The 13,021-nt window shown below is 54.8% G+C and carries 11 protein-coding genes; 5 read left to right on the top strand and 6 right to left on the bottom strand.

Going from position 1 to position 13,021, the window contains the following annotated elements; translation table 11 throughout:
• Positions 1-52 precede the first annotated feature (52 nt).
• From dnaE to JRI89_01115, 6 genes are all read right to left on the bottom strand, one after another.
• A complete protein-coding gene (dnaE, locus tag JRI89_01140) occupies positions 53-3,595 on the bottom strand; it encodes a DNA polymerase III subunit alpha (protein ID MBW2069838.1) in 3,543 nt (1,180 codons plus the stop codon).
• 257 nt (positions 3,596-3,852) lie between these two features.
• Positions 3,853-5,103, bottom strand: coding sequence for a Glu/Leu/Phe/Val dehydrogenase (locus JRI89_01135; protein ID MBW2069837.1), 1,251 nt, complete (start codon positions 5,101-5,103; stop codon positions 3,853-3,855).
• 117 nt (positions 5,104-5,220) lie between these two features.
• Positions 5,221-5,895, bottom strand: a complete 675-nt coding sequence (locus JRI89_01130; GenBank protein ID MBW2069836.1) for a hypothetical protein — start codon at positions 5,893-5,895, stop codon at positions 5,221-5,223.
• A 17-nt stretch (positions 5,896-5,912) separates the two neighbouring features.
• The gene (locus JRI89_01125; GenBank protein ID MBW2069835.1) at positions 5,913-7,208 is read right to left on the bottom strand and encodes a dihydroorotase; all 1,296 of its coding nucleotides are present in this window, start codon (positions 7,206-7,208) and stop codon (positions 5,913-5,915) included.
• Positions 7,174-8,127, bottom strand: coding sequence for an aspartate carbamoyltransferase catalytic subunit (locus JRI89_01120; protein ID MBW2069834.1), 954 nt, complete (start codon positions 8,125-8,127; stop codon positions 7,174-7,176). Before JRI89_01120 ends, JRI89_01125 begins: the two co-directional genes overlap by 35 nt.
• 369 nt (positions 8,128-8,496) lie before the next feature.
• Positions 8,497-8,940, bottom strand: a complete 444-nt coding sequence (locus tag JRI89_01115; protein ID MBW2069833.1) for a RidA family protein — start codon at positions 8,938-8,940, stop codon at positions 8,497-8,499.
• A 93-nt stretch (positions 8,941-9,033) separates the two neighbouring features.
• Here JRI89_01115 and JRI89_01110 point away from each other — a divergent pair, with 93 nt between their 5' ends.
• The 5 genes from JRI89_01110 to JRI89_01090 all read left to right on the top strand — a co-directional run bounded on the left by JRI89_01110 (position 9,034) and on the right by JRI89_01090 (position 13,004).
• Positions 9,034-9,471 (top strand): PaaI family thioesterase, encoded by a 438-nt coding sequence (locus JRI89_01110; protein ID MBW2069832.1) that lies wholly within the window; start codon positions 9,034-9,036, stop codon positions 9,469-9,471.
• A 47-nt stretch (positions 9,472-9,518) separates the two neighbouring features.
• Entirely contained in the window at positions 9,519-10,439 is a 921-nt protein-coding gene (locus JRI89_01105) for a methyltransferase domain-containing protein (protein MBW2069831.1), read from the top strand.
• A 301-nt stretch (positions 10,440-10,740) separates the two neighbouring features.
• Positions 10,741-11,556, top strand: a complete 816-nt coding sequence (locus JRI89_01100) for a TPM domain-containing protein (GenBank protein MBW2069830.1) — start codon at positions 10,741-10,743, stop codon at positions 11,554-11,556.
• Between the two features lie 81 nt (positions 11,557-11,637).
• Positions 11,638-12,396, top strand: coding sequence for a hypothetical protein (locus tag JRI89_01095; protein MBW2069829.1), 759 nt, complete (start codon positions 11,638-11,640; stop codon positions 12,394-12,396).
• A 38-nt stretch (positions 12,397-12,434) separates the two neighbouring features.
• The gene (locus JRI89_01090; GenBank protein MBW2069828.1) at positions 12,435-13,004 is read left to right on the top strand and encodes a LemA family protein; all 570 of its coding nucleotides are present in this window, start codon (positions 12,435-12,437) and stop codon (positions 13,002-13,004) included.
• Positions 13,005-13,021 lie beyond the last annotated feature (17 nt).

Here is a 13,021-nt window from a genome sequence, read left to right as displayed (position 1 = left end):
TGCCGCCGTTGGCGGGTACGGCCTGCGACGAGCTCAGTCTGCTGCAGCAACATTACCGCACATGCCTGCGGTAATTGCCGTTGCGGCGGGCTTTTTTTCTAGGAGGGAAATTCCTGGGATGATCATTGCCGTTTATCAGCACTGTGGACACCACTTTTTCACCGAAGTACTGGTTCACCTCGGCCACAAAGCTCTGATCCGGCTTCACTCTCAGGTTGTCGGCAAGGCGAATGACAGCTTCGCATTGAGGGCCGGTGCTCATGTGCAGGTAGGTGACGCAGTCGCCGCGGTGCCGCTCGAGGATGGCTTTGAGGTCCTGCAGATTCGCTTTATCCAGAGCCTCGGCATTCAATCTGAGACGAATCGCCCTTATCAGCTTCTCTCTCGCCTCAGACAGGCAAAAGAGACGCTGGCCGATCACCTTTGTTCCCTTTTCTTCTTGTTGCACTGTGCCCATGATGAGCAGGGGCTCATCTCGTTCGAGACATTCCCGGTTTTGCCGATAGACGTCTGAAAACAGCACTACCTCCACACTTCCCTGACGATCTTCCAGGGTGAGAAAGGCCATGCGGTCTCCTCTTTTGGTGGTGATCTCCTTGAGGACCCCTTTGATGCCGCAGAGGGTTACCTGTGAGCCATCCTTTTTCTCTGCAAGGATACTGGTGTCCGCCACATCGAAAGCCGCCAGCTCCTTCTGGTAGTCGTTCAGCGGATGGCCGCTGACATAGAAGCCTAGAGCCTCCTTCTCCATGGCAAGCTTTTCCCTGCTTGTCCAGGCCGGCACCTCGGGGAGAGGAGGCGTGCGTTCAGGCGACTGCCTGGCAAAGGTGCCAAACATGCTCATCTGTCCACTGAGCCGATCTTTCTGAATTGCCTGGGCCATGTCCATGGCCTCGTCCAGGGCGGCAAAAACCTGGCTTCTCCTGGGATGCAGGGAATCGAAACTGCCGCACTTGATGAGGCTCTCGAGCACACGTCGGTTTACCTTTTGCAGATCGACTCTTTCGCAGAAATCATAAAGGGAGAGAAAAGGGCCTTCCTGCCGAGCCTCCACTATGCTGTCTACCGCCCCAGCACCTACATTCTTGACGGCGCCCAGCCCGAAGCGAATCGAGTCGCCAACCACCGTAAATTCCCACTCACTCAGATTTACATCCGGGGGCAAAACCTGCAACCCTTTGTCCCGGCATTCGTTGAGCAGTTTTACCAGGTTGTCCGAATTGCCGAGGAAGCTGTTCAACAGGGCTGCCATAAACTCCAGTGGGTAGTGAGCTTTAAGATAAGCAGTCTGGTAGGCGATGAGTGCGTAGGCTGCACTGTGAGATTTGTTGAAGCCGTAGCCGGCGAATTTTTCCATGAGGTCGAAGATGTGAGCTGCCTTGTCCAGATCAATACCGTTTTCCCTGGCCCCGGAGAGAAAACGATCCCTCTGTGCTGCCATCACCTCGGGAATCTTTTTGCCCATGGCCCTCCTGAGAATGTCAGCTTCGCCCAGGGTGTAGTTGGCGAGCACACTGGCTATCTTCATGACCTGTTCCTGGTAGAGAATCACGCCGTAGGTGTCCTGCAGAATGTCGCGCAGGGCTTCAATTTCGTAGCTCACCTCCATCTCGCCGTGCTTTGCCCTGATAAAATCATTCACCATGCCGCTCTCAAGCGGTCCCGGCCGATAGAGAGCAATCAGGGCTATAATGTCATTAAAATTTTCTGGCCGCAGACGCGCTGCCAGGTCCCGCATACCAGAGCTTTCCAATTGAAATACCCCGGTTGTATCGCCCCGGCAGAGAAGCTCATAGGTGAGCCTGTCGTCCATCGGGATGTTGAGGATGTCGACAGAGATGCCATGATTCTTTTCGATGAGCTGGATGGCATTATCAATGACCGTGAGATTTCGCAGACCGAGAAAATCGAACTTTATCAGACCAGCCTTTTCCACGTATTTCATGGAATATTGCGTCACCACCTCACCCTTGGTCCCTTTGTAGAGGGGCATGTACTCCACTATTGGCTTGTCTGATATGACCACACCAGCGGCATGCGTAGATGCGTGTCTGGTCAGGCCCTCCAGGGAACGAGCAGCAGCGAAAAGTTCCTGCAGGCCAGCTTCCCTGGCTAACTCTTGCAAGCGGGGCTCCTCTTTGAACGCCCTCTCCAGCGTCATGTGCATACTTGCTGGAATGAGCTTTGCTATCCTGTCCACTTCGCCGTAGGACATGCCCAGAGCACGACCCACGTCGCGAATGACCGCCCTCGCCTGCATGGTGCCGAAGGTAATGATCTGGGCAACCCGCTCCTTGCCGTATCTCTCCGAAACATACTGCAGCACCCGATCTCTGCCTTTGATACAAAAATCAACGTCTATATCAGGCAGGCTCAGACGTTCTTCGTTGAGAAAACGTTCGAAAATGAGGCCGTGGGCAATGGGATCCAGATCGGTAATGCCCAGGCAGTAGGCCACCAGACTGCCGGCAGCGGACCCTCGGCCTGGACCCACGGGTATGCGGTTCTTTTTGGCAAAATTGACAAAATCGGCAACAATGAGGAAATAGGTGGAAAAACCCATTTTCTTGATCACAGCGATTTCATGGGCAAGCCGCTGGCGATACTCCTCCTCCTTTTCTCCGGTGAAACTCTCCTTGCCGCGCCTGAGCTTCTCGAGCCGCCTGGCAAAACCTTCATACACTGCCTGTTCAAAACAGGACTCTGGAGACTCTTCCTCTGCCAGGGGAAAGTGAGGAAAGTGATAGCGCCCCAGTTCCAGTTCCACTGTGCACCGCTCGGCAATGGCCACGGTGTTGGCCAGGGCCTCGGGCACCTCAACAAAATAGGCCGCCATTTCTGCAGGGGACTTGAAAAACAGCTCATTGGTGGAAAAGCGCATCCTTTTCTCATCCGAGACTGTCTTTCCTGTCTGAATGCAGAGAAGCACGTCATGCGCCCTGGCATCCTCCGGCTTGAGATAGTGGCAATCATTGGAGGCCACCAGTGGAATGCCTGTTCTTTTGTGCAAGTGTTGCAAGTCGCGGTTTACCAGCTCCTGCTCGCGAATGCCGTTTGCCTGCAGTTCCAGATAGAAGTTGTCCCGACCGAAAATATCGCGGTACTCTGCGGCAGCATTTTCTGCCCGGCTGTAACTCCCAGCCAGCAGGTGAGAGGCTATCTCCCCGTGCAGACAGGCGGAAAAGGCAATGAGGCCCTCGTGATGCCTGGCAAGCAGCTCCTTGTCGACCCGCGGCTTGTAGTAAAACCCCTCGAAGTTCGCCTTGGTGACCAGCTGCATGAGATTGCCATAGCCAGTGTTGTTTTCCGCCAGCAGAATGAGATGAAAGTTCCGTTCCTTGGCATTGCCGCTGCCCCGGTCCAACCTGCTCTTGGGAGCCACATACACCTCGCAGCCGAGAATTGGCTTCACTCCCTGCTTGTTGGCCTCCTCGTAAAACTCCAGGGCGCCGTACATGTTGCCGTGGTCTGTGAGGGCCACCGCAGTCATGCCGAATTGGCGGGCGGCCTTCATCATATCCTTGATGCGGATAGCCCCGTCCAGGAGGCTATACTCGCTGTGCACGTGCAGATGATTGAACTCAGTGGTTTTCATCTTTGAACCGATTGTCTTGAAGTTGGTCTGAGGGAGGGTCAACGAGATGGTATCGCCACCGGCGCCTGATGCTCTAACACAACCTCAATGCTGCTGTCAATATGATTGCCAACGGCAATTATCGGCAGAAACAACCTCTTGTTCTTGTTAGGCTGAACTGCCTTGCGGCCTGGAGCTGATCGGCAAGGTGGGCAATCTACAGGTCGAATTTTTTCTCGCACCAGGTCTCACCCCCTTGCCCCATACAAAGTGTTCTCCTATGGATAGAGACCACGCAGCAACATGGCCTCGCTGACCCGCTTCACAGCCAGGATGTATGCGGCCATCCTCATAGTCACCTTTTCCTGTTGAGCAATATCCCAGACATTGTCGAAGGCCAGGTTCATAATGCGCTTCAGCTTGGAGTTCACTTCTTCTTCGCTCCAGAAATAGCGTTCCAGCCCCTGCACCCACTCGAAATAGGACACGGTCACCCCACCGGCATTGGCAAGAATGTCGGGCAGGTGATACTTGCCCCGCTCATGAAGAATCTGATCTGCGGCTGGCGTAGTCGGCCCATTCGCGCCTTCAGCGATGATCTCGGCTTTGATGCGGTCTGCATTCTCTTCGGTAATCTGATTTTCCATTGCCGCGGGTATGAGAATCGAGCAGTCCAGTTCGAGTAGCTCTTCATTGGTTATGGCATCTCCGTCCGGGTAGCCATGCACCGAGCCGCTCTGCCGTTTGAACTCCCACAGCGCCTTGGGATCGAGACCTCTGGGGTTGTAGACGCCTCCTTTGCTGTCGCTGGCCGCCACAATTTTCGCGCCATCATCGTGGATGATGTCGGCGGCATTGTAGCCCACGTTGCCATATCCCTGCACTGCCACCGTCTCTTCTTCAATGTTCCGACTCAGCTTCTTGAGCAGGGAATGGATGGTGTACACGCAGCCACGACTGGTGGCCTCGTTTCTCCCCAGCGACCCTCCCACGGCCAGGGGCTTGCCTGTCACTACACCAGGTTCGGCGTAGCCCACAGAGACACTGTAGGTGTCCATGATCCAGGACATGATCTGGGGATTGGTGTAAACATCAGGCGCCGGGATGTCTGTTTGCGGACCGAAGACATTGATCAACTCGGAGGTGTATCTTCTGGTCAACCGCTGCAGTTCACCCCGAGACATCTCTTTGGGATTGCAAACAACCCCGCCTTTGCCGCCGCCGAACGGAATGTCAACCACGGCGCATTTCCAGGTCATCCACATCGCCAGGGCAATAACCTCATCCAGGTTGACATCCGGATGGTAGCGGATGCCTCCCTTGGCAGGACCCCTGGAGGTGTTGTGGTGCACCCTGTAGCCGGTAAACACTTCCACCGAGCCATCATCCAATCTGATGGGTATGGAGACGATGAAACACCTCACTGGTTTGCGGAAGCGCTTGTGAATGGCGGAGTCCAGATTCACGTGCCTTGCTACCAGATCAAGCTGACTGAGAGCAATCTCTCGCGGGTTTTGCTGACCACTCATGGCTTCTCTCCTTTCTGGGAGGAGGTAGCTGACAAAATTCTAACACTTCAATCTGCTCACACTATGAGCCGCTTACCCTGGCAGCGCCATTCCTCCGGAGCCAAACAGGCTCACTAGTTAGCGTTCCCCGCTCAACAGCGCTGCCCTTTTGTTGATCCAGGCCGTAACCTTCTGGTGGTGTGGATAACGGGCTTCCAGTTGTCTGAACAACCTGGAGTGGCTGTAGCGCCGGCCATTCTTTACCTCGACGCCCAGATGGTGATGCAGCATCTCGTGGTAGACCACGCCTTCGATCACGTAGGCAGGTACAAAACTCCTGTCGAGAGCCGCATTGACGCGGATGATCCCTGTTTTCTCCGAATAACTTCCAAGGCGAATGGTCTTTTTTTGCTTCAAACGGCGGCGCGCCCCCCAGGTGATTCTACAGCAAAGCTTGCCCTGAAAGTAATCTTGGTTGAGCCTGTTGAAAATCTCCTGCAGGTCAAAATATTGCCCAGTCGGCCGCAGGTGGACACGATGCCGCCTAGGCGGCTGGCGCCTGATCTTGTCTGAATTGGCTTCTACAAATTCTGCAAGAATGTCCGGCGCCTTCCTGGTGGAGCTCTTGATAAATTCTGCCAGCGCCTGCCAAATCCTTCTCTCCGCCGCCACAAACATGTGGTGCACTCTCACCCGGTAGCCAGAGGCGCCCTTGCGTATCGACACCATAGAGTGCCTGTTGTCCGTCACTGTTATCTGGACTGGCGCACCTACAAGTCTGGCAAGCGTTTCCTGCAGTTCATCTATTGACATGGCCGCTCTTTGTCACTTCAGCTCTCAGAGGCCTGGTACTTGATCTCGCCTCCCACAATGGTATAGAGCACCCTGCCGGGAATGGTCCAGCCGTCAAAGGGAGTATTCTTGCTCTTCGAGCGCAGACGGCTGGCTGTTACCGTCCATTCACTCTCGAGGTCAAAGACGGTGACGTCTGCATCTGAGCCCACTGCCAGCGTACCCTTGGCAAGATTCAGGATGCGGGCAGGATTGCAGCTCATCTTCTGCACCAGCTGGTCGAGAGTCAACACTTTGTCCAGCACCAGTCTGAGGCTCAGGGAGAAGGCGGTTTCCAGCCCCACCATGCCAAAGGCAGCATAGTCAAACTCCACCTCCTTTTCCAGTGGTGAATGAGGTGCATGGTCGCTGGCAATGACCTCGATTGTGCCGTCTTTGAGCCCCTGCTGGATCGCCTCCACGTCCTCCATGGCACGCAGAGGAGGATTCACCTTGGCATTGGTGTCGAACTCGGCCAGGGCCTCGTCAGTAAGGGTGAAGTGGTGCGGGGTGGCTTCGGCCGTTACCTGAACGCCTCTGTCCTTTGCATCTCTGATCAACTGCACCGCACCTCTAGTGCTGACGTGGGCTATGTGTACTGCAGTGTTGGTATACTCCGCGATGGCAATATCCCTGGCCACCATGACGTCTTCGGCAATGCTCGGCATGCCCCGCAAACCCAGCCTGGTGGCCACCAGTCCCTCGTGCATGACGCCATCTGCTGCCAGGCCTCTGTCTTCACAGTGGGAGATTACAGGCATACCCAGTGAATAGGCATATTCCAGGGCCCTTCTCATCACTGCCGACCGTATAACCGGATTGCCATCATCAGAAAAGGCCACCGCCCCAGCGTCCCGCAAATCCGCGAATTCCGTAAGGGTGCGCCCTTCAGATGCTTTGCTGAGAGCAGCTACAGGATAGACATTAGCCAGACCGCATTGCCTGGCCTGCTGCAGAATAAACTCCGTCACCGAACGATTGTCATTTACAGGATCCGTATTCGGCATACAGGCGACGGAGGTGAATCCCCCTGCTACAGCTGCTTCACTGCCAGTGCGGATTGTTTCCTTGTACTCGAATCCGGGCTCGCGCAGGTGAGTGTGCATATCAATCAGTCCAGGCACCACTGCTTTGCCCGTGACCTCTATTGTCTGCAGATCAGCAACACCCTCCGCTGCTCTTGCTGCCGCAGCTCCCAGCGCAGCTATCTTGCCGTCCAGCAGCAGCAGATCTCCCTGCTGGTGCATGTTCTGAGAGGGATCAATGATGGTGCCGTTCTTCAGAAGGAGTTTCATGCTTACCTCCTGCAAGCAGGTAAAGAAGAGCCATTCTCACCGCCACCCCATTGGTGACCTGATCAAGAATTATCGACCACGGTCCATCAGCAATATCACTGGCGATTTCTACGCCTCTGTTCATTGGCCCGGGGTGCATCACCAGCACATCATCCTTGGCCAGGCCAATATTGTCTCTGTTCAGACTGAAGTAGCTGGCGTATTCCCTTATGGACGGAAATATCTGCTCCTTTTCTCTCTCGAACTGCACTCGCAGCATCATGATGATATCGGCGCCGCTGATCGCCTCTTCAATGGTGGAATACACCTGCACACCCAGTCTGTGGATGTCACGCGGCAGCATCATTGCCGGACCTGCCACTGCTACCCGGGCCCCCATTTTGGTCAGGCCGTAGATATTGGAACGAGCAACCCTGCTGTGAGCAATGTCACCAACTATGGCAACCTCGAGGTCGGCAATTCTGCCCTTTTTCTCCCTTATGGTCATCATATCCAGCAAGGCCTGGGTGGGATGCTCATGGGCGCCATCGCCTGCATTGATTATGGAAGGTCTCAGCAGCTTCGCCAGCATATGGGGGGCCCCGGCAGCACTGTGCCTGATGATCACGATGTCAGGATTCATTGCCTCCAGATTCCTGGCCGTATCTATCAGGGTCTCCCCCTTCACCACGCTGCTCGTTGAGGCTGATATATTGAGAGAGTCCGCACTGAGCCTCTTGGCAGCAATTTCAAAAGAGGCTCTCGTTCGGGTACTCGGCTCGTAAAAAAGAGTGATAATAGTTTTGCCTCGCAGTGTGGGGGCCTTCTTGATCTCCCTGGTTGACAGTTCCTTGAAGGCCTCGGCTGTGTCCAGAATTAGCTCGATTTCTTCCACGCTGAGCTGCTCTATGCCCAGAAGGTCTTTAGTCGCTAACCCCATAGTCTACCTCGCATCTCCGGGTGGATCACCGGGCTCAGTGGTCTGCCGCCTTTCACCTGGCCTCTCTATGAGAGCATGCTTCATAGAAAAACTCTGCAAAGGACCAGCTGAATCCCTCTCATGAGCAGGCCAAAAAAAAACCTTCCCGAATATGGGAAGGTCTCTGGCACACTTTGGAATTCAACATCGCGGGGCTCTGTCATCCTTTTGCAATCTCACAGGATTTTCAACACTTGAAGTGTCAGATTTCACTGCAAGTCATTCTAAACAAAAGCTCCATCGCTGTCAATTGTATTGCCCCAGCCACAGCTAAAAAATCAGCTGCTGTTGACAAGATGAAATTCTTTACCCTCTCATCAGCCGCCACGGCTAGGCCACGGCTACAGCCTCGATCTCCACAGCCGCATCCCTGGGAAGCCGAGACACTTCTACACACGCCCGCGCTGGCGGTTGTTGTGGAAAAAATTCCTCGTATGTCCTGTTCATCAGAGGGAAATCTTTCATATCGCCAAGAAACACCGTGGTCTTCACCACCTTTTCCAGGGAACTGCCCGCGGCAACCAGCACCGCTTCCAGGTTGCGCAAAACCCTCCTGGTCTGCTGCTGAATGTCACCCTCGATCAATTCTCCTGTGGAAGGATCCAGAGGAATCTGTCCCGCCACGAAAACCATGCCGCCTGCACGTATCCCCTGCGAATAGGGGCCAATGGCTGCCGGCGCCCCTCCAGTCTTTATCACTTCCTTTTCCACTATTTCACCTCCATCCAGAGAAAATTGTCCCAGATGCCCTGCGAGTAAATCCTCTTTGTCCATAGTTATGCTACACTATGGCCCGTCGTCAAATAAAAAAACATCTATCCAGGCTGCCACAAGATCTATTATTGCCCAGGAGAAAAGGAGTGACCCATGGAACAGACGGCTCTCTCCCGCTTGCGCCGCCACATTCAACAGGAACCCTACGCGGCAAGCCTCGGCATCAAGCTGCGCCAGCTGGAACAAGGCCGCGCCGTGGTTGAAATGACCTGCACTGCTGCCATGGAAAATATCTTCCAGATGACACACGGCGGAGCCATCTTCAGCTTGATAGACGAGGCATTCCAGGCGGCGTGCAACTCTCACGGAACCGTTGCCGTAGCCCTGAACATCAATGTCACCTATCATCGGGCTGCTGTACAGGGCTGCACCTTGCTGGCAGAAGCGCGCGAGGTTCACCGGACGCGCAGGACAGCCAGCTACCACATCACAGTCCTTGACCATCAGCAACGGCTGGTGGCGAGCTGCCAGGCCCTGGCCTACAGAAAAGCAGAGCCGCACCCATTCATTGACAAAGACCGTCACATTTGATTGACTGCGCCATCTTCTGCCGACGCCGCAATTGGCAGCGTCTTCCTGTGAATTACAGGCACATTGCCATGCCCGCTCAAGACCTCGAGAAAATGCTAGAAGAGATCGCCGCCTCTGCCTGGCGTCCAGCTGGGCTGAGTGAGGTGGCAGCCCGGCGCCTCGGCCGTTCTCCCGTGTTTCGCGCCGAGGATGAGCAAGTCATCTTGCGGCTGATACTGCCTGGCCTGCAGGCCAGTCCCTGGCATGTTCAGCTCTGCCGTTCTATGAAGAAGAGGCTCTGGGACGAAGTCTACAAGGTTGTTACCATGAGGAAAATGCTCAACTGGCTTGCCAGGGCCGGCTGCTGCCTGCCTCGCGACCTGCACTTTCTTGATATTGGCTGCGGCCGAGGCGGCCTGCCAGTAGCTTTCCTGGCAAATGGCTTCAAGGCTGTGGGCCTTGATCTCCGCTACAGAAACTGCCGGATCGCCCAGGTTCGCGGCCAGAGGTACAACCTCTCAGTACCATTGACTGTTGCCGCTGCAGAAACACTGCCTTTCAAAACTCACAGTTTCGATGTCATATCTCTTTTTGGAGTGCTGGAGCATGTCGACAATCCTGTGAAGGTGCTGCAAGAACTGCACAGAGTTTGCAAGCCTTCAGGGGGGTGTGTACTCACGGTGGTAAATCGGCTGGCGCATCTGGATCCCCACTACCAGCTGTGGGGCCTCAACTTTTTGCCTCAAAGACTGGCGCACCTCTACATCAGCAGGCGAGGCCGTGAAATGCGCTCGGTGCGCGACAGGCAAACCATTGAAGACATGCACTATTTCACCTATTCAGGCTTCCAGAAGCTGGCAGAGTCAGTGGGCTTTCGGGTGCGTGATGCCGAAGAGCCAGCTCAGGCGGGCCGTTGTTGCCTGCACCGGCTGGCAAGAAAAACCTCTCTGGGCTTCAACCAGTTCGCCGTGGTGCTGCTGCCCGGCTGAGAGTCCTGGCGCACGCTTCTGCCATAAGGAACGAAAACCTGGAGCTCCTCAGGTATCCTCCTTTTCCGGGCATTGAGACATTAAGATAGTGGCTGCCGCACTGCTACTTTCTTGTTCTCTTGGCTGCTCGATCTCGAGAAATAATGGTGCGCGGCTCAACATTGAGCTGCGCCTGCCTCTTGTCAAAGGAGCCATTTATGCTTACCATCAAAGAATACAGTGTTCTCGGGAATATGGTGTGACCCTATCAATCATATTGACCTGGCAAATGTTGCGAGGGGGCTGTTGTAAAAGTCTGTAAATGGTGGGAACTACTTATAACCTTGCCAAATTTGTGGCGCTATACGGGAATCGGTCGCAAGTGAAAACACGGCATGCACTGCTGGTTTGTTTGCTGCTCGCTGCCCTTGTCAGTTCTGCCTGGGCATTGCCAGTACCTCCAAGACCACAGGGCAGGGTGTCCGATTACACCAACACCCTGACAGCCAGCCAGATAGCTGAACTGGAGCGCCAGCTCGCCCGGTTTGAGCAACAGACTTCAAACCAGATCGCGGTTGTCCTCATCCCCACCCTTGAAGGGGACAGCCTGGAAGATTTTTCCATCCGCCTGGCAGAAGCCTGGAAGATCGGCCAGAAAGGGCGGGACAATGGCGTCATTCTGCTCATTGTCATGAAGGATCGCAAGATCCGCATCGAAGTGGGTTACGGCCTGGAAGGCGTGCTTCCGGACAGCCTGGCCGGCGACATAATCAGACGGGTAATAGGCCCACGTTTTCGCCAAGGCCTCTATTACGAGGGCATCCGCGATGGCATTTCCGCTATTATGGCCGCAACCCGGGGAGAATATCAACCACTTGGGCGCAGTTCGCGAAAACCAGCAAGAGGCTCGTCTCTTCTCTGGCTGTTATTCCCCTTGTTTTTCTTTATTTCTGCCATATTCAGTGGCTTTCGCCGCAGGCGTTATTATTCTGGCCGCAGGACCGGAGGCTTCTTTTTCGGCGGTCCCTTCTGGTGGGGTGGCGGCTTCGGCGGCGGTTTTGGCGGCGGCGGCTTCGGCGGTGGATTCAGCGGCGGCGGTGGCGGCTTCGGCGGCGGCGGGGCAAGCGGTGGCTGGTAGCAGCGAGCACGAGGTCCTGCCCTCAACAGGAGATTGACAACAAGTCGGCGCAGCGGCAAGAGAACTGCGGGAGAGTAACCCATGGCATTACAAGATGAGGTGTTGCAGAAAGCGACTCGCCTGGCAGAAGATTATCAGCAGGTGTTTGGCCCTGATTTGATCTCCGTGATCCTTTATGGCAGCGCCCTTACCAGTGAATATCTGCCGCGCAAATCAGATCTCAACTTTCTCATTGTCCTCACTGAAAAGGGCATAGAAGAACTGCACCTGGCGCATGGGCTGGTGGTCAGGTGGCGCAAGCAGCGGGTAGGCACGCCGCTGTTTCTCACCAGGGCCTATATCAGTTCTTCACTGGAGACCTTTCCCATAGAGTTTCTCAACATCAGGAGAAATTACCGGGTAATCAATGGCGAGGACGTGCTGGCGGATCTTGTTTTTCACAAGGAACACATCCGTATGCAGTGCGAACATGAACTCAAAGGCAAGCTTCTCCTCCTCAGGCAAAGATACGTGGAGGCCGGCGGCAAGAGCCGAATCCTGCGAACCTTGCTTGTAGAATCCCTGCCCACCTTTCTTTTTGTCTTCAGAGCGCTGCTCTATCTCCTTGACAAGGAAATTCCAGCCACCAAAAAAGATACCATCCATCTGCTTGCCACTGAACTGCAGCTCGATGAGGAGCTTTTCCTCACATTGCTCAAAATGAGAGAGCAGAAGCTGAAACTGGCTGGTTCAGCCGTGGTAGAGCTGTTCAGACAATACCTCAAAGAGATACGTAGACTGGCGCTGCTCATGGATGAATATGACTTTGCCGCTCGCAACTTTTCATCCCAGGAGAATTAGCCGGACACACCTTCAGAACCCACAGCAGGAGGACTGCGATGAAAAAATGGCTCCCTTTGCTCGTGCTGGCAGCACTTATTGTAATTCCCATCTTGATGGGTATGGGCACTTACAATTCTCTCGTTGCCAAGCAGGAGGCAGCCAAGACGGCCTGGTCCCAGGTAGAAAACCAGTATCAGCGAAGATTCGATCTCATCCCCAACCTGGTGGAGACGGTTAAAGGATTTGCCAAACAGGAGCGCGATGTTCTCACCGAGGTTACCCGTCTTCGCAGCCAGTGGGGCGAAGCACGAGCGACTGGCAACATTGCCGGGGCCCAGAAGGCAGCCCGGGGCATAGATGCACTGCTTTCACGCCTGATGGTAGTGGTGGAGCGTTATCCCGAGTTGAAGTCTAACCAGAACTTCCTGCGTTTGCAGGATCAACTGGAAGGCACCGAAAATCGAATCAGTGTGGAACGCAGACGCTACAATCTGGCAGTGCAGGAATACAATACAGCCATCAGGAGATTTCCCACGAACTTGTTTGCTTCAATGTTCGGCTTCTCCCGCATGCCTCTTTTCGAAGCGGAGGCCGGAGCTGCAAAGGCACCCAAGGTTACTTTCTAGGCTGAGCGTCATTTCCT

The sequence above is a fragment of the Deltaproteobacteria bacterium genome, from assembly GCA_019309045.1.
GTDB lineage: Bacteria > Desulfobacterota > Syntrophobacteria > BM002 > BM002 > JAFDGZ01.
Note: the sequence above shows the minus strand (reverse complement) of the source record. Positions and strands in the feature narration are given on the sequence as shown.